Source organism: Acinetobacter baylyi DSM 14961 = CIP 107474, from assembly GCF_000368685.1.
GTDB classification, from domain to species: Bacteria; Pseudomonadota; Gammaproteobacteria; order Pseudomonadales; family Moraxellaceae; genus Acinetobacter; species Acinetobacter baylyi.
This window is the reverse complement of the sequence record NZ_KB849628.1, coordinates 650,563-672,683: the sequence shown is the minus strand read 5'-3', so window position 1 is coordinate 672,683 and position 22,121 is coordinate 650,563. Positions and strand designations below refer to the sequence as shown.

The window sequence follows — 22,121 nt, the reverse complement described above, 5'->3', positions numbered from 1 at the left end:
ACGCAATTAATTATTGTCGCATCATAGAGAAAAAGTTTATAAGTGGCTACACTTAGAACTTCAAAATCTCAGCCCGTTTTAGATTTTATTGCAAATGAATACACAACGTGAACAATTGATACATATCTGGCTTACTTCTGTTCTTAATTCAGATGAATTTAAAATTCAGTTTTTAGCCGGAGATGCGAGCTTTCGCCGTTATGCGCGAGTTGAATACAAAAATAATACCTATATGTTGATGGATGCGCCACCAGAAAAAGAAGATTGCGTGCCATTTGTACACATTGATGAGTTTTTTGACCGACATGGCGTTCGTGTTCCTCATATCTTAGCCAAAGATTTAGTACAAGGTTTTTTACTCCTTGAAGATTTTGGCGATGTGCTACTTTCTACTTTACTCAATGCACAAACGGTGAATCATTATTATTTGCAAGCATTTGCACAGTTGATTCATTTGCAGTCAATTGACGGGCAAGATCAATTTCCTGCATATACGTTTGAAAAGTTAATGGCGGAAATGCATCTTTTAACCGAGTGGATGCTACCTTCGCTCGATATTCAGCCTTCATCTGCTGAACAAGATATTATTCAACAAACATTTGAACTATTGGCAAATACCGCTTTAAACCAGCCGCAAGTGATTGTGCATCGTGATTTTCATAGTCGTAATCTGATGAAAATTCAGGGTGAAGAAGAACTGGGGGTGATTGATTTTCAGGATGCTGTGATAGGTGCCGACACCTATGACTTGATTTCAATCACTCGTGATGCCTATGTTCAGTGGGGTGAAGACCAAGTCATCACGTGGTTTGAGATGTTCTATGATCTATTGCCTGATACATCTAAACATCATCGCGATTTTGAACAATTTAAACGTGATGCCGACTTTATGGCGATTCAGCGCCATATCAAGATTTTGGGTATCTTTGTGCGATTGTTTGAACGTGATGGTAAATCGAGTTATCTGAAAGATTTACCAAGAGTCATGTGGTATTTGTTGCAAGAGAGTCGGCCTTATGCAGAATTAAAACCATTTGTAGAATTTATTCAATATCAAGTCATGCCTAAATTTGAACAAAAATATGGTGGGTATGAGGTAGTTAAAAAATGAAAGCCATGATTCTTGCGGCGGGTTTGGGTAATCGTATGCGCCCGCTAACTTTGCATACACCTAAACCACTTCTGGAAGTCGGTGGAAAACCCCTGATTGTTTGGCATATCGAAAAACTCAAAAGCATAGGTGTGACTGAAATTGTCATCAATACGGCATGGTTAGGTGATAAGCTGGTGCAGGTACTTGGTGATGGATCGGATTATGGTGTACATATTGCCTGGTCTCACGAAGGAGAGGGACTAGAAACAGCAGGTGGCATTATTCGTGCATTACCTTTATTAGGCAAAGAGCCTTTTATTTTGGTGAATGGTGATGTCTGGACCAATATGGATTTTGAGTCTTTACTGTCTGTAGATTTGCAGCAGAATTTGATTCATCTGTTGCTGGTGGATAATCCAGTACAACATCCTCAAGGCGATTTTGTTTTGGCAGATGGACGTGTATTTACTTTTGAGCAAGGTGTGTTGGGCGAGGCGCTCACTTACAGCGGTGTTGCGGTATTATCCCCCGAATTGTTTGCAGGTCTTGAGGATGGAAAAAGACCGCTTGCACCACTACTTGTTCAAGCGATGCGAAATGGACAAGCCAGTGCCGAGAAAATGCAAGCAGTTTGGGTGGATGTCGGTACTCCAGAGCGATTAACTGTATTAGATCAACAAATTAAGCAGGGTTTATATGCTTAACTGGGTATTCACTAATCGGCAGAGACTAGGCGTAGACCGAGAAATCGGTATACTTCCTCTAAATTTTTAAGATGTGAAGCGGATATGCATCCATTTTTGCAAGAGTTAAAACAAGGCAGTCAGGCATTAGGTCTGGATCTGAGTGATGAAGTACTTGGATTGTTATTAAAATATCAAGATGCTTTGGTGTTGTGGAACAAAGCATATAATTTGACTGCGATACGCGATCCTAAAGAAATGCTGGTTAAACATCTATTGGATAGCTTAAGTATTTTAAAAGATCTGCCGCAAGGTCGCCTGTTGGATGTGGGAACAGGTGGCGGTATGCCAGGTATGATTATTGCGCTATGTCAGCCTGAACGCAATTGTGTTTTGCTCGACTCAAATGGTAAGAAAATTCGCTTTCTCAAGCAATTTATTGCAGATTTGAAGCTTAAGAATGTGGTTGCTGTGCAAACACGTGTTGAAAATGAAGAGTCTATTCAAGAGCTTGGGAAGTTTGATGTCATCACCAGTCGTGCGTTTGCCTCGTTGCTCGATTTTGTCGATGCAGCACGCCCTTATATGTATGAATCAACCATTATTGCCGCGATGAAAGGTCTTGTGCCGACTGAAGAAATGCAACAACTTAAAGCAGAATTTTCTTGTCAGGTCATTGGATTGCAAGTTCCGCGTTTGGATGAGCAGCGTCATTTGCTTTTACTTCAACAAATAAAAAATTAAGTTTGGGGTTATCATGGCTCAGATTATTGCAATTGCAAACCAGAAAGGTGGCGTAGGTAAAACGACGACAGCTGTGAATCTGGCTGCCTCTTTAGCTGTATTGAAAAAGCGTGTGTTATTGGTGGATATGGATTCTCAAGGGAATGCCACCATGGGTTCTGGCATTCAGAAAAATGATCTACTTTATTCTGTTACAGATGTTTTATTGGGGGAGGTTCCCATTGAAACAGCGATTACCAAAGCTGAAGTCGGTTACAAGGTTTTAGGTTCTAACCGTGATCTCGCAGGCGTAGAATTGGCGATTGCCGATCAGGATGGACGAGAGTTTATTTTAAAAAAGGCTTTGGCTCAGGTTCGTGATAACTTTGATTATATCATCATTGATTGTGCACCAAGTTTAAGTTTGATCACTGTCAATGCATTGGCTGCAGTAGATGGTGTGATGATTCCAATGCAATGCGAATATTATGCACTTGAAGGATTGGCTGATCTAACTCAGACGATTGATCGAATTCAGCAGGCACTTAATCCAGATTTGCGGATTATTGGTGTGTTGCGTACCATGTATGATGCGCGTAATGCATTGACACGTGATGTTTCGGCGGAGTTAGAGCAATTTTTTGGTAAAAAGCTTTATGATACTGTGATACCACGTAATGTACGTTTGGCAGAAGCACCTGCACACGGTTTACCCATTATCTATTTTGAGAAAAGCTCAAAGGGTGCAGTGGCTTACTTAAATCTGGCTGCCGAAATGTTGAAGAAAAGTAAAGTGAAAAAAGGAACCAATACATGACCATAAAAAAACGAGGACTTGCAAAAGGTCGTGGTTTGGATGCATTACTTGGTTCAATTCAGAAAGAAAAACTACAACTTGAAGCACAAGCAATCGATCATGGTCAGTTGAAGCAAATTGATGTCAACCTGCTAAAGCGTGGGGAATATCAGCCGCGTCGTTTTATTCAGGAGCAGGATCTCAAAGAGCTTGCAGCTTCAATTGAAAAGCATGGTGTCATGCAGCCTATTGTGATTCGTCCAATACAAGATGAACAGTATGCTTACGAAATTATTGCAGGTGAGCGTCGCTGGCGCGCAGCCCAGCTTGCAGGCTTAAAAGAAGTTCCTGCGATTGTTCGTGACTTAAATGATCAGGTGGCAATTGCACTGGCATTAATTGAGAATATTCAGCGTCAGGATTTAAATCCGATTGATCAGGCATTGGCGTTACAGCGTTTTCATGATGAATTTGGATTGAGTCATCAGGAGATTGCAGAAACAGTAGGTAAGGCGCGTACTACTGTAAGTAACTTACTGCGTTTGTTGAGTCTTGATGATGTAATCAAGGATTTTATGCAGGAAGGTCAGCTCGATATGGGGCATGCCCGCGCTATTTTGGCACTCAAAGCCAAAGACCAGATTGCAATTGCTAAAGTCGTCATTGAGAAAAATCTTTCTGTACGCCAGACCGAACAGCTTGTACGTGACTGGAATGCACCAAAACAGGAAAAACCTAAGGCACAAGTTGCGCCTGATATCGAGCAGTTGACCCATCGTTTGTCTGAGCGTTTTGGTGCAAATGTTAAAATTGATCATAACAAACAAGGTAAAGGCAAGTTGGTGATTCAATACCACTCGCTAGATGAGTTGGACGGTATCCTTAATATCTGTTTGCCAGATGTTTAGTCATCAATTTTAACTTGTACTGAAATACGTGATTTGTACTATTTTAAATAGGGTGTCAATTGAATCATTCAGTTGATACCCTATTTTTATGTGAAGTTCATTGTTTCTTAAGTTTTTAGGCGTACGATGTTCCACCAAAACCGTACGGTGTAAGATTCGAAATATGTTAGACTCGATTTTATGTCTACCGCGTTTTACAATTGATTGTTCATGCTGGTGGTTTAAGGCTCATTGGTTATTTCATCTGGATGAATATCAAAAGGGTGTACAGGATCTAAACACAATACCAGGTATTGTTGAGGTTCCTAAATAGAGGTTTGTTGAGTGAAGCAAGATTTTAAGGTTTATGTTCGTCTTTTATCCTACTTAAAGCCCTATTGGGGAATTGCTTTATTGGTGTTGGTAGGCTTTGGGATTAATGCTGCAACTGAAGTTTCTGTTGCTAAACTCTTAAAATACATTATTGATGCCATTCAGGAAGGAAGTCGTGCAGATCTGGACTGGTTTCCTTTATTGATTGTACTTTTGGTGTTCTTTCGTGGTTTGGGCCTGTTCATGGGGGGCTATTATACTGCGGTCATCTCGCGTAGGCTGATTTTTAGTATCCGTCAGGAAATCTATGCAAAATTGATCCGTTTGCCTTCACAGTACTATCTGGATAACTCATCTGGGCATATATCTGCCAAGATTATGTATAACGTCGAACAATTGACAGCCGCTTCCTCTGAATCCTTAAAAATTATGGTGAAAGATGGCCTGATTACTTTAGGCTTGCTTGGATATTTGCTTTATACCAACTGGCGATTGACGCTGTGTATCTTCATTTTTATGCCAATTATTGGTGTATTGGTACGTAAAGCCTCTAAACGAATGCGAAAACTTTCCATACAGGTTCAAAATACCATGGGTGATGTCAATCACGTGGTTCAGGAAAGTATAGGTGGACAAGCTGTTGTAAAAAGTTTTGTAGGTGAGGAATTTGAGCAGAAACGTTTTTATAAGTCATCAGAAGACAACTTAAAACGTGGTCTCAAAATGGTAATTGTACAAAACCTAAATAGTCCTTTGGTTCAGTTGGTCATGGCAATGGCTATGAGTTTGATTGTATGGCTTGCATTACGTCCTCAAATTTTAGGAGAAACCACAGCGGGTGAGTTTGTTGCTTATATTACCGCTGCGGGCTTACTTGCAAAGCCGATTAAAAATCTAACGGATGTAAATGAAAAACTCCAGCGTGGTATTGCAGCAGCCTATTCTGTATTTGAACTGCTTGATTTGCCTTCAGAGGAAAATCACGGTACTCAGACACCTAAGTTGCAAGGGGATGTCCGTTTTGATCACGTGACACTTGAATATGCGGGACAAGTCAAAGCAATCAAAGATTTTAATCTCACAATCGAACCAGGTGAAACCGTCGCAATTGTTGGGCGTTCTGGTGCAGGTAAAACATCATTGGTTAATCTGTTGGTGCGGTTTCAGGAAGTGACCAGTGGTTCACTCTATCTTGATCATATCCCCATTCAAGATATCGAGCTGTCTTGTTTACGCCAACAGGTCGCAATGGTGAATCAACAAGTGGTTTTATTTAACCGTTCAGTCCGAGAAAATATTGCGTATGGTCAGCTCGAAGGCGCGGCAGAGGCTGATATTGTCGCAGCAGCAAAAGCGGCCTATGCTCATGATTTTATTATGAACTTGCCTCAGGGTTATGACACTATACTTGGCGCCCAAGGCTTAAATTTATCAGGTGGTCAACGTCAACGTATAGCAATTGCCCGTGCGATTTTGAAGAATGCCCCTATTTTGATTCTGGATGAAGCGACCAGCGCACTGGATAATGAGTCAGAACATTTCATTCAAAAGGCTTTTGATGAAGCAATGCAGAATAGAACGACGATAGTCATTGCGCATCGCTTGTCTACCATTGAAAATGCAGACCGTATTGTAGTCATGGACAAGGGGCAAATTATTGAGCAGGGTACTCATCAAGAGCTGCTTTTAAAGCAGGGTGCGTATTTTCAGCTCCATCAGCGTAATTTTGAGGAATAATACTGCATGTCTTTTGCCCAGACGATACAGAATGCATGGAACCGTCAAGCAAAATGGTTGATTCTATTACGCCCGCTATCTTGGTTATATTCTGCTGGCTTTCAGATTAATAAACGTTTATATACATTGGGCCTGAAAAAAACATATCACGCGCCAGTTCCTATAATGGTCATTGGAAATATTACTGTAGGAGGAAGTGGCAAGACACCGCTACTTATTGGTCTGGTCAATTATTTACAACAGAAGGGTGTGAGAGTTGGTGTAATTAGTCGTGGCTATGGTGCGGAAGGGCCATTTCCAGCATTGGTTGCAGTAAACTCTTTACCAGATCAGGTTGGAGATGAGCCTTGCCTGATTGTGCAATCTACTCATGTGCCTATGGCCGTTGGTCCAGATCGTCAGGCCTCAATCGAGCTTTTACTTTCATCTTATGCATTAGATTTAATTATTAGTGATGATGGTTTGCAGCATTGGGCGTTGGCGCGACAAATCGAATGGATCGTATTAGATGCTCATCGGGGCTTAGGTAATCAAAGAATGTTACCTGAAGGTTTTTTACGTGAGTCTAAGAAACGTCTAAATACGGGTACCGTGATTGAGCATGGTTTGAACCCTAAAACATCACTGAATATGCATCTTGAGCCTGGGCAGCCTTATTTGCTATGTCCAGCGACTGAAACTCATGAACCTTTTAATGCCAACGCCAGCTTTTACGCTGTTGTGGGAATTGGTTTCCCTCAAAGATTTTATAATACATTGGAATCTTTAGGTATTCATAATTTTCAATGTCACGAATTTCCTGATCATCATGATTACGAGCTTACAGATATCGACTTTGATGATCTAAATCCAGTGATTACCACTGAAAAAGATGCAGTTAAGTTACTGCCATTATTGAAACAATATCCAGAATACCCTCGCCAAATTTGGGTGGTGCCTGTCGAGGCTGTCATGTCTGACGCATGTTACATCCGACTTGAACAACAGTTAGCACAGTTGGGTGTTTGCTTTTCTTAGGAACTAATCATGAAACATATCGTCATCCCGGCGCGTTTTTCAAGCACTCGCTTGCCAGGCAAACCTTTACTTGAAATTCATGGGCGCGCCATGATTTTACGTGTTGTCGATCAGGCAAAAAAAGTGCAGGGTTTTGATGACTTGTGTGTGGCAACAGACAATGAGCGAATCATGCAGCTGTGTCAGGCAGAAGGTGTTGATGTGGTGCTGACGAGTCCAGACCATCCCTCAGGCACAGATCGTTTGAGTGAAGTGGCTCGATTAAAGGGCTGGTCTGAAGATGATATTATTGTCAATGTGCAAGGTGACGAGCCTTTATTGCCAGCAACGTTGGTTCAGCAGGTAGCAGAGTTGCTGGTTGCAAAACCAAATTGTTCGATGTCGACATTATGTGAACCGATCCATACGCTAGACGAATTTCAGCGTGATAGTATTGTAAAAGTCGTCATGTCCCAATATCAGGAAGCATTATATTTTAGCCGTGCAACGATTCCATATGATCGAGATGCTGCTCAAACACAACAGTCATCACGTTTCGAGCATGCTTATCGGCATTTAGGTCTATATGCATATCGAGTTGGCCTGTTGCAAGAGTATGTGGCTTGGCAGCAAGGTGTTTTAGAAAAACTGGAAAGTCTTGAGCAGCTTCGGGTTCTGGAAAATGGTCATCGGATTGCAATTGCATTGGCTGAGGTCAATTTACCGCCAGGTGTCGATACGCCAGCCGATTTAGAGCGTTTGAATGCTTTGCCTCGTTCTTATTTTGAATAAGATGGATTGGTGAGTTTGAATAAACAAGAAAATCTGGTGTATCCATGGCAGGAAAATGTCTGGACAACGCTTACCCGCCGTTTCCCGCAAGTGGGGCATGGGCTTTTATTTTATGGAAAGAAGGGTTGCGGTAAAGATGCTTTCACACAGCATTTTCTGGCGTGGGTGCTGTGTACCCATAAAAAACCAGAGGGTGCATGTGGTGAGTGTGTAAGTTGTCAGTGGCTTAAGTCGGATACACATCCCAATTATGTGCATATCACTACAGATGAAGACAATAAAAAGCAAAATGCCAAAATCAAGATAGAAAAAATACGTGAACTTCTACCTTTTGTGCAGCAAACGGTAGATGGTTGGCGTGTCATTGTGATTGAACCCGCAGAAGCACTAAACATCGCTTCATCTAATGCACTGTTGAAAACTCTTGAAGAGCCAGGCGAGCGTATTTTGATTGTGTTGCTGGCAGACCACTATTTAAAACTTCCTGCCACGATTCGTAGTCGTTTACAGCACTTCTCTCTGGATCGGGTTTCTACTGTTCAGGCACATGACTATCTACAGCAGCACCTTGACAATCTACCTTCTGAGCAAGCACAGCTTTTACTTAATCTGACCAATAATATGCCGCTTGAGGCGATTGAGGTTGCCAAATCTGATTGGTTTGCTAAACGTGAAGCATTTTTGATGGACTGGATCAAGCTGGTACATCAAAAAAATATGCCGTTATTCTATTCATCAAAGTGGCAAAAAGAGCTGGTTTTTTCAGAATGGTTGACATTATTTGAATACTTGTTGTGTGATTTAATTTGTGTCAAGCTAGATCAGGTCTGTAAGAATACTGATCTGGATTTAAAGGATTTAGCATCAAATTATACATTGGAAGTGCTTTTTGATTTCTATGCCGATTTACAACATGCCAAACAGTTGATTGAACAAAATGTGCAGTCAAATCTTGTAATGGATCAGTTGTTTATTAAACTTATGAATGTGGATGGTGGATAAACATGGATTCAAGAATCAATGGTGGTCTGATTCATGTCAATATTCCTGATCGCGTGACGCTGCAAGCCAGCTATATGAGTTTTATACAAGGTGGTGGCTTATTTATACCATCTAAAGAAAATGTGAGCTTGGGCGAAGAAGTTTTCGTTCTGGCTACTTTGCCAGATCAAACATTGAAAATCCCACTCACAGGTAGAGTGATCTGGATTTCCCGTAAACAGGCAGGTATCAAACCACAGGGCTTTGCGATACAGCTTTCGGGAGAAAGAGGAGCTTATTATAAGGCCGAAGCCGAAAAAATTCTGGCAGGCAGTATGAGCTCTGACCGTTCAAACTTTACCATGTAATTATGAGGAAATAAGCTGTGTTTGTAGATACACATTGCCATTTGACAATGCTTGATTTGACACCTTATCAGGGTAATCTTGATCAGGCGCTGGTAGAGGCTCGTGAAGCTGGTGTATCAAAATTTATGAGCATTTCAGTCAATCTGGATGATCATATTGCTTTGGCCGAAATTTCTGCTCGTCATGACGATGTTGGTTATAGTGTAGGCGTGCATCCATGTGAAGATGCCGCAACAATGGCACGTGCAACAACCGAGTTTTTGGTAGAGTTGGCACAGTCAGATAAAGTCTGGGCGCTGGGTGAAACAGGCCTAGATTATTATCATAGCGATGAATATGTAGATGAACAAAAAGCCTGCTTTGCACGGCATATTGCAGCGTCAAAGATCGTGAAAAAGCCTGTGGTGGTACATACCCGATCTGCTAAGCGCGATACTATCGATATTATTCGGGCTGAAGCATCTACACATGGTATTTTGCACTGCTTCACAGAGGATTGGGAAACTGCAAAAGCTGCACTTGACTGTGGCTATTATATTTCGTTTTCTGGCATTATTTCCTTTAAAAATGCACAGGATTTACGTGATGTCGCCAAACAGGTTCCTTTGGAACGGGTATTGATTGAAACAGATAGTCCTTATCTAGCACCTGTACCGTATCGTGGTAAATCGAATGAACCCAAATATGTACCTTATGTTGCTCAGGCTTTAAGTGATTTATACGGTAAACCGCTTGAAGAAATTGCTTTGATTACACGACAAAATTTTGACAACCTTTTGGCTGCTAAATAGTTTTAAAAATATCATTATAAAGAGAGTGATCACGTGAAGATGGATCGTCAAGCCCAGTTTCGGGCGAGAGAAGCGTTGATATTTGAAGTGGCAGAACAACTTCTTCTGGAAAATGGAGAGGCGGGTATGACCCTTGATGCGCTGGCTGCTGAGCTTGATTTGGCTAAAGGAACACTCTACAAACATTTTCAGAGTAAGGATGAACTTTACATGTTGCTGATTGTTCGTAATGAGCGCATGTTGCTAGAAATGATTCAAGATAAGCAAAAAAGCTTTCCAGAACATTTGGCCTTTTTTATGTTACATCATTTACATCATCCTGAACGTACCGTGATGTTCCACCAAATCGAAGAGCGTTTATCGACCACTGGTCAGGGAATTTATGATTTGTTTCAGGAGTTATATCAAGTTCGCAAGCAGCGTCTTAGAATAATCATTAATATGACAGAAATATATCTGCAAGAAATTCAGAGTACAATGACAGTTCGTGATTATCTTGCTGCAATTTGGTCGTTAACCCACGGTGCTGCGGCAATCCTCAATTCAAGCTTTTATCAACGCTATCTGGGTTCGAGAGATACCTTGCGTATCGCTTATATTGATCAGGCATTGGCCATTCCAAAACATATGCATGAGCAATATGTATAGAGCAATTGGTATATGAAAAAAAAATCACAATACAGTCAGTCTGGCTTTACGCTTGTTGAGTTGATGGTTGTCATTGTGATTGTAGGTATTTTGGCATCACTCATTTTTTTAAATATCAGTGGTGTAGATAAGCGAAAAGCCATGCAAAGTAGAGACTTTTTTTTGCTTGATCTACAAAAAATCAATAAGGAGTCTATTGATCAAGGAAGAGTATTCGCACTGATTACCCATCCCGAAACCAATGTTAATCCATTTGGTTATGAACTGGTTGAGTATTTTGACCAATCGCAGAATGCTATTTTAGATGAAAAGAAAAAGTGGCAAAAATATCAGGATTTTCAGATACGTAATTTACCACGTACAGTAGGCTTTAGTGTTGAGTCGCTTGACCAAGAGAATCAAAACGCCACCAATCAAGATCTGATTGGAAATCAGGCCCCCAAAATGATCTGGTATGGTAATGGAGAGGTAAGGCCAGTTCGAATACAGTTTTATTATGATCAACAGCCTATTGGTGATGTTATTGAGGTTGATCATTTAGGTAAGATCAATGAAAGCTAAAGGATTTACCTTGCTTGAGGTGATGGTGGCATTGGCCATTTTCGCAACTGCTGCCGTAGCACTGACGAAACTTGGAATGCAATATACCCAATCGACAGCGAATGCAATTTTAAGAACAAAAGCTCAATTTGTTGCGATGAATGAAGCCTCATTAATGCAAATCAATCATGAATGGTTGCAAGGTACGCAATCTAAACAAGTGACTTCACAAGGTGAAACTTGGCAGATTGACAAGCGTGCTGAATCAACTATAAGCCCGAATGTGCAACGGATTGAAATACAGGTTAGTCTTTTTGATACCCAGCAAAATAAGGTTGAAGCGGGAATTACCAATCTGGTTTTTTTTAATTATCCGCAAAAAGAGAATGCCTCATGAAAAGGCATCTAGGTTTTACATTGATTGAACTGCTGGTATCGATTGCAATTTTTGCAATACTTTCTGCGTTGGGATGGAAAATATTTGACTATCTCATCAAAATTAAAGACCGTAACCAGGTATATGAACAACAATTATTTGAGTTGCAGGATGCATATCAGCTTTTACTTCGTGATAGTTTGCAAATTATTCCGAATACAGCAAACATCAATGGTCAGCTTAGGCCTGCATTGAGTTTAAGTGAAAATATATTGCAATTTAGTAGGGGTGGGGTAAGCGATCCACTCAAAGAGGGTTTGGCACCTTATGAACGCATAGAATATCGTTATGTGGCTTCTGAAAAAGTGGTATATCGACTCAAATATAAAAACCTGAATGTTGTTAGTAGTGAGCAACCCGTATCTAGTGTTGTACTTAAAAATGTAGATCAGTTTCAAATTGCTGTGCTTAATCCACAGCTATCAACTCAATGGCCAGATCCACAAATAGATCTTACACAGTCTCAAAATCTAAGAATTTTGCCAAGAGGTTTGAAAGTTAATCTTAATATTGCGGGAACAGAATATGAATGGATTTTCCCGCTGATGGATACTCAGTTTTTGAGTGGTGTTCAGAACAATTAAGAGGGTGACGTGATATGAAACAACAAAAAGGCGTCGCCCTCATTACAATATTGGTCATGGTGGCTTTGGCTACAATTTTGGCTGCGACCATAGCGAAGCATCAGGGCAACACGGCAGAAAGTACAGGATACTTAATGCGTCAAAATCAGTCTTTGCTCTATGCTAAAAGTGCAGAGGCTTTTTTTTCAGAATTATTAATTCAGGATGCAGAAAATAGTCCAGATGTCGATCATCTTGCTGAAACATGGGCCCAACCGATGCCGCCTTTTCCAGTCGAAGATGGTTTTGTATCTGGTACATTGCGAGATGAATCAGGGAAGTTCAATCTCAATAATTTAGTCAATGCAGATGGTACGCCGAATCCAGCAGCACAATTATGGTTTGAGCAACTACTGGTACGAGTCGGGCTGCCTGCCGAACTGAGTCAGGCTGTGATTGATTGGCAAGATCCAGATGATCAGATTACAGGTGCAATGGGAGCAGAAAGTAACTATTATCAGGGCTTAAGTCATCCTTATCTGGCTGCAAATAGTAAGTTTCAGAGTGTAGATGAACTGCGTTTAGTAAGAGGTTTTGAAGGCAAAAAATTTGATCTGATTCGTCCTTATATTTCTGCATTACCTTCGGTCTCCACAACTAAGGTTAATATTAATACGGCTCCTGCATTACTACTCGCAAGTATTGATAAAAATTTGGACATTAATGCAGTGCAAGTCGCATTAAAAGAAAAAATGGCCAATCTGGGTTATTTTAAAAGCGTAGATGAATTGTGGGCATTGGATGCTTTTAAAAATATAGATCAAGATAGCAAAACCAAAATATCGACGCTTTTAGATGTGAAATCAAGTTATTTTAAAGCATACATTGAGGTTGTGTTGAGTGAACGAAAGCGGCAGTTTACCAGTGATTTGATGCGAAATAATAAAAAAGTCTACGTGTATTCACGCAGTTTGACGCCTATATTTGATATTCCGCAAAATTAAATTTGAGTGACCTCGGGTCATTTGTAATGATGATTTGAGTGATATATTTCAGGTCAAAATAAGACGATTCGCTAATTGTCAGTAACGTTAAAATAAATGTAAAGCCAACAGAATTGTTTTATAATACTCGATCTTGTTATCCATTCCTGATCGGACGCATGTTAATTCGTAAGTTATTTAAGTTTGAAAACGCCCATATCGTGCGAAATTGCACGTCAGACCGCTGTAAGCGTTCAATCCATGGTCATAGCTACAAGGTTGAGTTATTGCTTAAAGCCAATAGGCTCGATCATGGCCAAATGGTGTATGACTTCGGTTTGCTTAAGGGGGTCATTAAGGAACTCTTTGATAGCTTTGATCATGCAATTTGTTTCTGGCAAGACGACAACCCAGAGTATATTCAGGCATGTAAAACATTTAGTGCGCGCTGGATTTCGTTACCTGTTTCACCATCGGCTGAACAATTTTCTCGAATTTTCTTTTTTTTAGCGCAGCAGGTTCTTCATTCGACCATTACCCAAAATGGGGAAGGAGATGTCGAGGTTTACTCTGTAATTGTCCATGAGACAGACACTGGTTATGCCCAAAGCTTTTTAGAAGATATTCAAAATGTGCAAATGGGTACACTGGATTTAAAAGACATTATCTTCTCTGATCAGGTTCAATTGGAATGGACAGATTCCCAAATGTATGAGAAGTTAAGACAAGGAGATAAGTTCTCCAATCCGCAAGTGGAATTGCAAGTTCATATTTAATCTATGATTTTAATATATTATTAAGATAGGCCAAAAGCGTTTAGGATGAAAAAATGCAGTTGACTGAGCAACAACACGATAAACTCAGTAAAGTTCAATTGGATGAAAGTTGGAAACATTCTCTTGCGGAGTTTTTAGTCAGCTCGCGTATGGATGAATTACGTCAGTTTTTAATAGAACAAAAAAATCAAGATAAAGTCATTTATCCACCCAGTAAGCAAATTTTTAATGCACTTAATACCACGCCACTATCTGCTGTTAAAGTTGTTATCCTGGGGCAAGATCCCTATCATGGCCCAAATCAGGCCAATGGCTTGAGTTTTTCTGTGCAAAAGGGAATTGTATTACCACCATCGCTGCGTAATATTTTTCATGAGTTAAATACAGATCTTGGAATACCTGTTCCCAAACATGGTGATTTAACCAAATGGGCAGATCAAGGTGTTTTGTTGCTGAACAGTGTATTGACTGTTGAAGCTGGGCAGCCAACTTCGCATCAAAAGCGTGGTTGGGAGCAGTTTACAGACAGTATCATTGATGTATTAAATGAACAGCGTGAGCATGTGGTTTTTATCCTGTGGGGTGCTTATGCACAGCGTAAAGGGCAACGAATTGATCGTGAAAAACATCTCGTATTAAAAGCAGCACATCCATCCCCATTAGCCGCAAATCGTGGCGGTTTTTTTGGTTGTAAAGTTTTTTCCAAAACAAATAATTATCTGAAACAACATGGCATTGAGCCTATAGATTGGCAGCTGGACGCATGACTAACTCTCCCAATGTAACAAGTTATCATCCTGATCTAATTGTAGAAGAGGCAAAAAACGGCTGGCGTATCATACGTCTTAACCGCCCGAAGTCTTTGCATGCACTTGATGAATCAATTGTCGTTGCACTGCTACAAGTATTTGAGGAATTTCATACAGATGATGCTGTAAAAGCGATCTGGTTTGATTCAACCACACCAAAAGCATTTTGTGCTGGTGGAGATGTTCGTAAATTAAGACAATTGGTAATTAATCAGGAAGTAGATACTGCCAAGCGTTTTTTTGAAAAAGAATATGCACTTGATCTTTTATTACATAATTACGCTAAACCTATTCTGGTTTGGGGTGAGGGTTATGTAATGGGCGGCGGATTGGGCTTATTTATGGCGGCTCCTTTTAGGCTGGTTACACCCTATTCGCGACTTGCTATGCCTGAGATCAATATTGGCTTATATCCAGATGTAGGCGCTAGCCGATTCCTTGCAGACCGTGGGCCAATTGGGTTGTTTACAGGGCTGACAGGTTCAATTATGACAGCGGCAGGTGCTTATATCATTGGTTGGGCAACGCATATCTGTGATGCTCAGCGCGATAATGTACTTAATAAAGTGGTTAACATTGACTGGAGTCATTATCCTGCTGGAGATTTTAGGGCAATTGACGATACGCTAAATAGTTTGCATCGTCCCGTGGGGCCTGGACCTTTACAGAACTCATTAGACGTCATTCATAGTGTATGTCGTGGGGTCGATTTCGAGCAGGATTATCAATCCATTATTGGTCTGATTGATGCGAGAAGTGACTGGTTAAGACAAGCAAGTGAAAATCTACAAAAAGGGTCTCCAAGTACTGCCGCAATTACCTGGTTATTATGGCAATGGGGTAAGAAGGTACACGCCTGGGAGGAAGTATTTAAACTTGAGGCACAAATTTCTGACTGGAAGATTCGCCATCCTGATTTTGTAGAAGGTGTTCGTGCACGTTTGGTAGATAAAGATTTATCTCCCGCGTGGAAGGATACTCAGGATTTAAGTTTGAAAGGTATTCTAGGTGATAATCCTCCTGTTACTACAATTCAAAGCTGGAACGATTTGTTAAAACACTATGGTATCATTTAGTTCAAATGAGTCTCTCCGACACTTTTAATGATGAATACTGGATGCAGCTTGCTTACGAGCAAGCTGTACGCGCAGCCGAACACAACGAAGTTCCTGTAGGGGCTGTAATTGTGAGTCAAAACAAAGTTATTGGTTCTGGCTATAATGCGCCAATTACCCTGAATGATCCTACAGCTCATGCAGAAATTCGTGCAATTCGTATGGCTTGTGAATCTGTTAAGAATTATCGTTTACCTGAAGATGCAACCTTATATGTTACCTTAGAGCCATGTACCATGTGTGTAGGTGCCTTGGTCCATGCACGCATTCATCGTGTTGTTTTTGCAACAACAGAGCCTAAGGCGGGCTCTTTAGTAAGCGCAAGGCAATTATTGAATATGGGATATTACAATCATAAATTTTTAATTGAACACGGGTGTATGCAGGCACAATGTTCTAAACAGCTCAGCGACTTTTTTAGAAAACGTCGTGAACAAAAACGTGAGCTCAGACAACAATACATTGCGACTTCTGAAAATCCGCAGACTTGATTTGCTCCACTGACATTTATTTAAGGCTGTTTTTACCTTGCTTGAGATCATTAAATCTATTAATTTGTGCTGACAATATTTATTGTCAATAAGGTGACAAGATGAATGCAATCATAGTAAAACAAGAATTTAATGCACCAGTTGATCAGGTATTTGATTTACTTTCAAAGCACGCAACCTATAATCAGGCTTTTGCGCCTATACAAGTTGTTCGTGTGAAAGATTCTGCCGATCCAGAACGACCAGATGGTTTAGGTTCAATTCGTCGGATGGGATTCGGGCCAATTAAACCAATTCAAGAAGAAATTACCTTACTCGAAGAAAATAAGAAAATTGAATATAAACTGATTAAAAATCCTTTAATTAAGCATCATATTGGACGAATTGAATTTGAAGAATTAGCACCGAATAAGACGTTAGTGATTTATACCATTGAGCTCAAAGCAAAAATTCCATTTGTAAGCAAATTAATTCTTGCACAACTCAAGGCAGCGATTACACTAGGCTTTTCAAAATTAGCGAAATCGTTCACTTGATGGGAAGTTAATGACTGTTCAAATTATTACAATCGATGGGCCAAGTGGGTCTGGTAAAGGCACACTTGCAGCAAAGCTTGCAAATCACTACGGATTTCATCTGCTTGATTCAGGTGCCTTGTATCGGTTACTTGGCTTATCATTACATCATAAAAATTTATTAGATGATCTGGATACATGTCTAAGTGAATGTGTTGAAGCAGCAATACAGATTAATATTAAATTTGAAACAAAAAATGATAGCACTATCATTTTGTTGGACGGTGAAGATGTCACGCAGACTATACGAACAGAACGGGTAGGTGAGTTTGCTTCTAAAGTTGCTGCAGTCCCAGAGCTACGTACAGCATTGTTTGAAAGACAAAGAGCCTTTATTCAATTGCCTGGTCTGGTCGCTGATGGTCGGGATATGGCAACCGCTATTTTTCCAGAAGCACAAGCCAAAATCTACCTGACTGCTTCAGCCGAATCACGTGCCGAGCGCCGTGTAAAACAGTTGCAGGGTATGGGGCTAGATGTTAAAATAAGCGACATTTTAGCTAATATACAGTCGCGTGATAAACGTGATATGGAGCGAACTGTCGCTCCGTTACGTCCAGCAGTTGATGCTTACCAGATTGATAGTTCAAATCTTTCTATCGATGAAGTCTTTCAACTGATGGTTAATTATGTCGATCAGTGTATTAAAGCTTAACCTATTTATGTAATCAGTTAAAGCATAGCTTGATCAGTTTATATGGACTATGTAGAGACTTAACTAAACCGGCCTTGTCTGATCCAAGACCGCTGACTTTATCAGGTATATCATGACCGAATCTTTTGCAGCCCTCTTTGAAGAAAGTGAATTAAACCTCAACGTTGAAAAGGGTGCAGTCATCCAAGGTGTTGTTGTTAACATCGATAGTGACTGGGTAACTGTTGACACTGGCCTTAAATCTGAAGGCGTTGTTGACCGTGCTGAATTTTTAAATGAACAACGTGAACTTGAAGTTCAAGTTGGTGATACTGTTGACGTTGTTGTTGAAGCACTTGACAACGGTATGGGTCAAACAGTTTTGTCACGTGAAAAAGCAAAACGTGCTGAAACTTGGACTAAACTTGAAAAAATCTTTGAAGATGGCGAAATCGTTACTGGTGTTATCTCTGGTAAGGTTAAAGGCGGTTTCACTGTTGACATCGGTCCAGTTCGTGCGTTCTTGCCAGGTTCATTGGTAGACACTCGTCCTATTCGTGACACAACTCACCTTGAAGGTAAAGAGTTAGAGTTCAAAGTGATCAAGCTTGATGCTAAACGTAACAACGTTGTTGTATCTCGTCGTGCTGTTATGGAAGCTGAATCTTCAGCTGACCGTGAAGCGCTTCTTGCTCAGCTTGAAGAAGGTCAAACTGTTACTGGTACAATCAAAAACCTTACTGATTACGGCGCATTCGTTGATCTTGGTGGTATTGATGGTCTTCTTCATATCACAGATATGGCTTGGAAACGTATCAAGCATCCTTCTGAAGTGGTTGAAGTGGGTCAAGAAGTTACTGTTAAAGTACTTAAATTTGACCGCGAGCGTAACCGTGTATCATTAGGCCTTAAACAGCTTGGTGAAGATCCATGGTTAGCGATCATGAGCCGTTACCCTAAAGGTTCTATCGTTAAAGCACGTGTAACGAACTTGACTGACTACGGTTGCTTCGCTGAAATCGCTGAAGGCGTTGAAGGTCTAGTACACGTTTCAGAAATGGATCACACAAACAAAAACATCCACCCATCTAAAGTTGTTCAGATTGGTGATGAAGTTGATGTTATGGTTCTTGAAGTTGATGAAGAACGTCGTCGTATTTCTCTTGGTATCAAACAAACTCGTGCTAACCCATGGGAAGAGTTTGCTAAAGCACACGAGAAAGGCGAAAAAGTTTCTGGTACGATCAAGTCAATCACTGATTTCGGTATCTTCATCGGTTTACCAGGTGGTATCGACGGTCTAGTGCACTTGTCTGATATTTCTTGGAACGAACAAGGTGAAGAAGCGATCCGTCGTTACAAGAAAGGTGACACTGTTGAAGCGGTTATCTTGTCTGTAGACGCTGAAGGCAACCGTATCAGCCTTGGTATCAAACAATTGAACAGCGATCCGTTCAATGATTTCTTGGCTGCGAACGAACGTGGTGCGTTGGTTAAAGGTACTGTAACTGCTGTAGATGCGAAAGGCGCTACTGTTAAGTTGGGTGACGAAATCGAAGCGACACTTAAAGCATCTGAAATCAACCGTGATCGCGTTGAAGATGCAACTAAGTTCCTAGAAGTTGGTCAAGAAGTTGAAGCGAAAATCATCAACGTTGATCGTAAATCTCGTTCTATCAACTTGTCTATCAAAGCGAAAGACGAAGCTGAAGAAAAAGAAGCAGTTGCTAATCTTCGTACAACATCTGTATCTCAAGACAATGGTCCTAAGACGATTGGTGACTTGATTAAAGCTCAAATGAAATAAGTGCTGTTAAAAAAGTATTTTTAGTGTAACTAATTGGTACTTTTTATACAAATACTGTAAACGGTAGCGTAGTATTAGTGTACTGCGCTACCGTTTTGTATTTAAACAGGTTATTATAAAACTTAATTCGAAGTAGCAATAATTAAAGAGGTCATCGATGACTACTGAAGCACTTAATAAGTCTGACTTAATAGAACGTATTGCTTTAAAAAACCCGCATTTGGCTGAGCCTTTGGTTGAAGAAGCAGTCAAGATCATGATTGATCAAATGATTGATGCTTTATCAAATGACAATCGTATCGAAATTCGTGGTTTTGGTAGTTTTGCACTACATCACAGAGATCCACGTGTGGGTCGTAATCCTAAAACAGGTAAGTCAGTTGAAGTTGCTGCAAAAGCAGTACCTCATTTCAAGCCTGGTAAAGCATTACGTGATGCGGTTAATGAAGCGATTAACGATTAAATTATAAAATTAATAAAATGAGGTCACTATGCGTTATTTATTAGTCGCATTACTCGTTATTTTGTTTGGATACTCTTTAGCTTTGGTACTTCAAAATCCGACAGAATTACCAGTTGATTTGTTGTTTACTCAAGTGCCTGCAATGCGCTTAGGTTTATTATTGCTTTTAACCTTAGCATTGGGGATTGTGTTAGGTCTGTTGCTGGGTGTTCAGATATTTCGTGTTTTCCAAACAAGCTGGGAAATCAAACGATTACGTAAAGATATTGATCATTTACGCAAAGAACAAATTCAACTTGCTCAACAAGCTGCAGCAGACGCCGCTGCTAATGTTAGACATGAAAAGACAGTGCTGGATATTCAACCTGAGACACAGAATCGAAATCCATTGTAATTTATATGTTTTATATACAACATATAAGATAATAAAAATCAAATGGCCCTTTATCGTAAAGGGCTATTTTGTTTTAAGGCAGTCCTATGGCTCTTAGTGCAGCAGTAATTGAAATTGCAATCAGAATGACGACAGTCAGAGAATACTTTTTCCATGCAAATAATAAAGAGACGGACACACCTATAATTTTACTGATTCCACTGAACTGACTCTCTGTAAAAAGTGTACTTAAAACGGCAAGGGTGAAAAGTAACACGCAAGCGGAATCGGATAAGATTTGTCGTTGGTATTCTTTAAATACAATTTGATTTGCTAAATAAAAACCTGAATAGCGGATGCCGTACGTACCTAAAGCCAAGATCATAATACCTAGCAAGATGTAAGTTTCATGAGGATTCATTTTATTTTTTCCCTAGCATTAGACTTAAGAGCGATACTAAAACAGGTAGACCTGTGGGTAGAAACGGAAATGAGACTAAGGCAAATACCGCACCTAAAAATGTTCGATTTCGAGTAAGACGATTTTTAAGCATTGGGATAATTAGTGCGAAAAGGATTGCTGGAAATGCTGCATCGATTCCAAAAGAATAAATATCCGGAATATTTTTACCTACAATGAACCCTAGTATTACTCCAATAGGCCAGCAAATGGCAACACTGACGCCACATAGCCAATATGCTTTAAGTTTTAATGCTTGGGTGCTTTGGCTCAAACCGAACATTACGCTTTCATCATTCATCACATGACAAGCCATATATTTAAAAATATTATTCTGGATAAATTCAGCAACGGATAAACCAAAAGGTAGGTGACGTAAATTAATTAATAAACCTGTAAAAGCAGCAAATATTGGGTTTGCTCCTGTTGCAATCATGCCAATAAATGTAAATTCTGCTGCACCTGCCAAAACTGTCACAGAAAGAACTAGAGGAATCCACATAGGAAGATCAAAACTAGCGGCAATAGAACCTAATGAAATTCCCACGATTCCAATAGCGATAGAAATCAGAGCGATCGCTTTAATAAGGTGAAATTGATCTTGAGTTGGCATGAAAGTTTTATATATCAAACGAACGTACGTTATAATAAGCTATATCATGTTTTTAGTCAAAACGAACGATCGTTCATTATGGTGTTTTATGTCGCTACCAATTGAAATAGTCGCAAAGGGTTTACACAGAGAAAGACAAAAAGCGGGTTTGTCTCTTGCAGAGCTTGCGCGTAGGGCAGGGATTGCAAAATCAACCTTATCACAACTTGAAGCAGCACAGGGTAATCCGAGTCTGGAAACCTTATGGTCTTTGTGTGTGGCTCTAGAAATCCCCTTTGCGAAATTGATGGAAAGTAATATTCCACAGACACAAGTCATTCGTTTTGGTGAAGGACCTTCAGTTGCATCGGAAATTGCACATTATCAGGCAATTTTATTGGCAAATTGTCCAACAGGAGCAAGACGAGATGTATATATATTGAATACTCAACCAGGTGAGCCACGTTTGAGCCATCCACATCCTATTGGAAGTATTGAACATATTATTATTATGAAAGGTTGTGCAAAAGTTGGATTAACTGCTGAACCTGTTGTTCTAAATGAAGGTGATTATATCTGTTATCCTGCTGACCAAGAGCATATCTTTGAAGCGCTCGATGAGGATACACGTGCGATTTTGATCTCTGAGCAAAGATAAGATAAATTCATTTCATAA

General features: G+C 40.2%; 28 protein-coding genes. 26 read left to right on the top strand and 2 right to left on the bottom strand.

The window, feature by feature from the left end:
* Window positions 1-94 precede the first annotated feature (94 nt).
* The 25 genes from F952_RS12585 to F952_RS12465 all read left to right on the top strand — a co-directional run bounded on the left by F952_RS12585 (window position 95) and on the right by F952_RS12465 (window position 20,414).
* A complete protein-coding gene (locus F952_RS12585; RefSeq protein WP_004928209.1) occupies window positions 95-1,111 on the top strand; it encodes an aminoglycoside phosphotransferase family protein in 1,017 nt (338 codons plus the stop codon).
* Window positions 1,108-1,797, top strand: coding sequence for an N-acetylmuramate alpha-1-phosphate uridylyltransferase MurU (gene murU, locus F952_RS12580; RefSeq protein WP_004928206.1), 690 nt, complete (start codon window positions 1,108-1,110; stop codon window positions 1,795-1,797). The genes F952_RS12585 and murU overlap by 4 nt, the downstream gene beginning before the upstream one ends.
* Window positions 1,798-1,881: 84 nt before the next feature.
* The gene (gene rsmG / locus F952_RS12575; protein ID WP_004928203.1) at window positions 1,882-2,520 is read left to right on the top strand and encodes a 16S rRNA (guanine(527)-N(7))-methyltransferase RsmG; all 639 of its coding nucleotides are present in this window, start codon (window positions 1,882-1,884) and stop codon (window positions 2,518-2,520) included.
* A gap of 13 nt (window positions 2,521-2,533) precedes the next feature.
* A complete protein-coding gene (locus tag F952_RS12570; protein ID WP_004928199.1) occupies window positions 2,534-3,316 on the top strand; it encodes a ParA family protein in 783 nt (260 codons plus the stop codon).
* Window positions 3,313-4,203 (top strand): ParB/RepB/Spo0J family partition protein, encoded by an 891-nt coding sequence (locus tag F952_RS12565; protein ID WP_004928197.1) that lies wholly within the window; start codon window positions 3,313-3,315, stop codon window positions 4,201-4,203. Before F952_RS12570 ends, F952_RS12565 begins: the two co-directional genes overlap by 4 nt.
* Window positions 4,204-4,527: 324 nt before the next feature.
* Window positions 4,528-6,252 carry a lipid A export permease/ATP-binding protein MsbA gene (gene msbA, locus F952_RS12560; protein ID WP_004928194.1) on the top strand — a complete coding sequence of 575 codons (1,725 nt, stop codon included), beginning with the start codon at window positions 4,528-4,530 and terminating at the stop codon, window positions 6,250-6,252.
* Window positions 6,253-6,258: 6 nt separating this feature from the next.
* The gene (gene lpxK / locus F952_RS12555; protein ID WP_004928191.1) at window positions 6,259-7,269 is read left to right on the top strand and encodes a tetraacyldisaccharide 4'-kinase; all 1,011 of its coding nucleotides are present in this window, start codon (window positions 6,259-6,261) and stop codon (window positions 7,267-7,269) included.
* A 9-nt stretch (window positions 7,270-7,278) separates the two neighbouring features.
* Entirely contained in the window at window positions 7,279-8,040 is a 762-nt protein-coding gene (gene kdsB / locus F952_RS12550; protein WP_004928188.1) for a 3-deoxy-manno-octulosonate cytidylyltransferase, read from the top strand.
* 15 nt (window positions 8,041-8,055) lie between these two features.
* Complete coding sequence (locus F952_RS12545; protein WP_004928184.1) at window positions 8,056-9,042, top strand: DNA polymerase III subunit delta'; 987 nt, start codon at window positions 8,056-8,058, stop codon at window positions 9,040-9,042.
* Between the two features lie 2 nt (window positions 9,043-9,044).
* Window positions 9,045-9,389 carry a PilZ domain-containing protein gene (locus tag F952_RS12540; RefSeq protein ID WP_004928181.1) on the top strand — a complete coding sequence of 115 codons (345 nt, stop codon included), beginning with the start codon at window positions 9,045-9,047 and terminating at the stop codon, window positions 9,387-9,389.
* Between the two features lie 17 nt (window positions 9,390-9,406).
* Window positions 9,407-10,180 (top strand): TatD family hydrolase, encoded by a 774-nt coding sequence (locus F952_RS12535; protein ID WP_004928179.1) that lies wholly within the window; start codon window positions 9,407-9,409, stop codon window positions 10,178-10,180.
* 39 nt (window positions 10,181-10,219) lie between these two features.
* Window positions 10,220-10,828, top strand: coding sequence for a TetR/AcrR family transcriptional regulator (locus F952_RS12530; RefSeq protein WP_004928177.1), 609 nt, complete (start codon window positions 10,220-10,222; stop codon window positions 10,826-10,828).
* Window positions 10,829-10,840: 12 nt separating this feature from the next.
* Complete coding sequence (locus F952_RS12525) at window positions 10,841-11,389, top strand: type II secretion system protein (protein ID WP_004928174.1); 549 nt, start codon at window positions 10,841-10,843, stop codon at window positions 11,387-11,389.
* On the top strand, window positions 11,379-11,765 hold the full coding sequence (gspI, locus tag F952_RS12520; RefSeq protein ID WP_004928170.1) for a type II secretion system minor pseudopilin GspI: 387 nt from the start codon (window positions 11,379-11,381) through the stop codon (window positions 11,763-11,765). The genes F952_RS12525 and gspI overlap by 11 nt, the downstream gene beginning before the upstream one ends.
* A complete protein-coding gene (gene gspJ / locus F952_RS12515; RefSeq protein WP_004928166.1) occupies window positions 11,762-12,388 on the top strand; it encodes a type II secretion system minor pseudopilin GspJ in 627 nt (208 codons plus the stop codon). The genes gspI and gspJ overlap by 4 nt, the downstream gene beginning before the upstream one ends.
* Before the next feature lie 14 nt (window positions 12,389-12,402).
* Window positions 12,403-13,371: a type II secretion system minor pseudopilin GspK gene (gene gspK / locus F952_RS12510; RefSeq protein ID WP_004928163.1), complete on the top strand. Its 969-nt coding sequence runs from the start codon at window positions 12,403-12,405 to the stop codon at window positions 13,369-13,371.
* Between the two features lie 158 nt (window positions 13,372-13,529).
* Window positions 13,530-14,126 (top strand): 6-pyruvoyl trahydropterin synthase family protein, encoded by a 597-nt coding sequence (locus F952_RS12505; RefSeq protein ID WP_004928159.1) that lies wholly within the window; start codon window positions 13,530-13,532, stop codon window positions 14,124-14,126.
* Window positions 14,127-14,179: 53 nt separating this feature from the next.
* Window positions 14,180-14,893 carry a uracil-DNA glycosylase gene (gene ung, locus F952_RS12500; protein ID WP_004928156.1) on the top strand — a complete coding sequence of 238 codons (714 nt, stop codon included), beginning with the start codon at window positions 14,180-14,182 and terminating at the stop codon, window positions 14,891-14,893.
* Entirely contained in the window at window positions 14,890-16,011 is a 1,122-nt protein-coding gene (locus tag F952_RS12495; protein ID WP_004928151.1) for an enoyl-CoA hydratase/isomerase family protein, read from the top strand. The genes ung and F952_RS12495 overlap by 4 nt, the downstream gene beginning before the upstream one ends.
* A 5-nt stretch (window positions 16,012-16,016) precedes the next feature.
* Entirely contained in the window at window positions 16,017-16,541 is a 525-nt protein-coding gene (tadA, locus tag F952_RS12490; RefSeq protein WP_004928147.1) for a tRNA adenosine(34) deaminase TadA, read from the top strand.
* A gap of 101 nt (window positions 16,542-16,642) precedes the next feature.
* Complete coding sequence (locus F952_RS12485) at window positions 16,643-17,077, top strand: SRPBCC family protein (protein ID WP_004928145.1); 435 nt, start codon at window positions 16,643-16,645, stop codon at window positions 17,075-17,077.
* A gap of 10 nt (window positions 17,078-17,087) precedes the next feature.
* Window positions 17,088-17,771 (top strand): (d)CMP kinase, encoded by a 684-nt coding sequence (gene cmk, locus F952_RS12480; RefSeq protein WP_004928142.1) that lies wholly within the window; start codon window positions 17,088-17,090, stop codon window positions 17,769-17,771.
* Between the two features lie 112 nt (window positions 17,772-17,883).
* Window positions 17,884-19,557, top strand: a complete 1,674-nt coding sequence (rpsA, locus tag F952_RS12475) for a 30S ribosomal protein S1 (protein ID WP_004928139.1) — start codon at window positions 17,884-17,886, stop codon at window positions 19,555-19,557.
* Between the two features lie 157 nt (window positions 19,558-19,714).
* Window positions 19,715-20,020 (top strand): integration host factor subunit beta, encoded by a 306-nt coding sequence (locus tag F952_RS12470; RefSeq protein ID WP_004928136.1) that lies wholly within the window; start codon window positions 19,715-19,717, stop codon window positions 20,018-20,020.
* Window positions 20,021-20,048: 28 nt separating this feature from the next.
* Complete coding sequence (locus F952_RS12465; RefSeq protein WP_004928132.1) at window positions 20,049-20,414, top strand: lipopolysaccharide assembly protein LapA domain-containing protein; 366 nt, start codon at window positions 20,049-20,051, stop codon at window positions 20,412-20,414.
* 73 nt (window positions 20,415-20,487) lie between these two features.
* On the opposite strand, the gene F952_RS12460 is transcribed toward F952_RS12465, so the two are convergent.
* Complete coding sequence (locus F952_RS12460; RefSeq protein WP_004928130.1) at window positions 20,488-20,814, bottom strand: AzlD domain-containing protein; 327 nt, start codon at window positions 20,812-20,814, stop codon at window positions 20,488-20,490.
* Window position 20,815: 1 nt separating this feature from the next.
* Window positions 20,816-21,466 carry an AzlC family ABC transporter permease gene (locus F952_RS12455; RefSeq protein ID WP_004928126.1) on the bottom strand — a complete coding sequence of 217 codons (651 nt, stop codon included), beginning with the start codon at window positions 21,464-21,466 and terminating at the stop codon, window positions 20,816-20,818.
* An 88-nt stretch (window positions 21,467-21,554) separates the two neighbouring features.
* Between F952_RS12455 and F952_RS12450 the strand changes: the two genes are divergently transcribed.
* Window positions 21,555-22,103, top strand: a complete 549-nt coding sequence (locus tag F952_RS12450) for a helix-turn-helix domain-containing protein (RefSeq protein ID WP_011182491.1) — start codon at window positions 21,555-21,557, stop codon at window positions 22,101-22,103.
* Window positions 22,104-22,121 lie beyond the last annotated feature (18 nt).

Excerpts from the sequence above, each read along its gene's own strand:
- F952_RS12465 (WP_004928132.1), top strand. The coding sequence starts at position 20,049 with ATGCGTTATTTATTAGTCGCATTACTCGTTATTTTGTTTGGATACTCT.
- F952_RS12470 (WP_004928136.1), top strand. The coding sequence starts at position 19,715 with ATGACTACTGAAGCACTTAATAAGTCTGACTTAATAGAACGTATTGCT.
- F952_RS12565 (WP_004928197.1), top strand. The coding sequence starts at position 3,313 with ATGACCATAAAAAAACGAGGACTTGCAAAAGGTCGTGGTTTGGATGCA.
- gspI (WP_004928170.1), top strand. The coding sequence starts at position 11,379 with ATGAAAGCTAAAGGATTTACCTTGCTTGAGGTGATGGTGGCATTGGCC.
- F952_RS12505 (WP_004928159.1), top strand. The coding sequence starts at position 13,530 with ATGTTAATTCGTAAGTTATTTAAGTTTGAAAACGCCCATATCGTGCGA.
- kdsB (WP_004928188.1), top strand. The coding sequence starts at position 7,279 with ATGAAACATATCGTCATCCCGGCGCGTTTTTCAAGCACTCGCTTGCCA.
- F952_RS12540 (WP_004928181.1), top strand. The coding sequence starts at position 9,045 with ATGGATTCAAGAATCAATGGTGGTCTGATTCATGTCAATATTCCTGAT.
- murU (WP_004928206.1), top strand. The coding sequence starts at position 1,108 with ATGAAAGCCATGATTCTTGCGGCGGGTTTGGGTAATCGTATGCGCCCG.
- F952_RS12485 (WP_004928145.1), top strand. The coding sequence starts at position 16,643 with ATGAATGCAATCATAGTAAAACAAGAATTTAATGCACCAGTTGATCAG.
- F952_RS12450 (WP_011182491.1), top strand. The coding sequence starts at position 21,555 with ATGTCGCTACCAATTGAAATAGTCGCAAAGGGTTTACACAGAGAAAGA.
- F952_RS12525 (WP_004928174.1), top strand. The coding sequence starts at position 10,841 with ATGAAAAAAAAATCACAATACAGTCAGTCTGGCTTTACGCTTGTTGAG.
- gspJ (WP_004928166.1), top strand. The coding sequence starts at position 11,762 with ATGAAAAGGCATCTAGGTTTTACATTGATTGAACTGCTGGTATCGATT.
- F952_RS12495 (WP_004928151.1), top strand. The coding sequence starts at position 14,890 with ATGACTAACTCTCCCAATGTAACAAGTTATCATCCTGATCTAATTGTA.
- F952_RS12585 (WP_004928209.1), top strand. The coding sequence starts at position 95 with ATGAATACACAACGTGAACAATTGATACATATCTGGCTTACTTCTGTT.
- lpxK (WP_004928191.1), top strand. The coding sequence starts at position 6,259 with ATGTCTTTTGCCCAGACGATACAGAATGCATGGAACCGTCAAGCAAAA.
- F952_RS12530 (WP_004928177.1), top strand. The coding sequence starts at position 10,220 with ATGGATCGTCAAGCCCAGTTTCGGGCGAGAGAAGCGTTGATATTTGAA.
- F952_RS12570 (WP_004928199.1), top strand. The coding sequence starts at position 2,534 with ATGGCTCAGATTATTGCAATTGCAAACCAGAAAGGTGGCGTAGGTAAA.
- ung (WP_004928156.1), top strand. The coding sequence starts at position 14,180 with ATGCAGTTGACTGAGCAACAACACGATAAACTCAGTAAAGTTCAATTG.
- tadA (WP_004928147.1), top strand. The coding sequence starts at position 16,017 with ATGAGTCTCTCCGACACTTTTAATGATGAATACTGGATGCAGCTTGCT.
- gspK (WP_004928163.1), top strand. The coding sequence starts at position 12,403 with ATGAAACAACAAAAAGGCGTCGCCCTCATTACAATATTGGTCATGGTG.
- F952_RS12455 (WP_004928126.1), bottom strand. The coding sequence starts at position 21,466 with ATGCCAACTCAAGATCAATTTCACCTTATTAAAGCGATCGCTCTGATT.
- rpsA (WP_004928139.1), top strand. The coding sequence starts at position 17,884 with ATGACCGAATCTTTTGCAGCCCTCTTTGAAGAAAGTGAATTAAACCTC.
- cmk (WP_004928142.1), top strand. The coding sequence starts at position 17,088 with ATGACTGTTCAAATTATTACAATCGATGGGCCAAGTGGGTCTGGTAAA.
- rsmG (WP_004928203.1), top strand. The coding sequence starts at position 1,882 with ATGCATCCATTTTTGCAAGAGTTAAAACAAGGCAGTCAGGCATTAGGT.
- F952_RS12460 (WP_004928130.1), bottom strand. The coding sequence starts at position 20,814 with ATGAATCCTCATGAAACTTACATCTTGCTAGGTATTATGATCTTGGCT.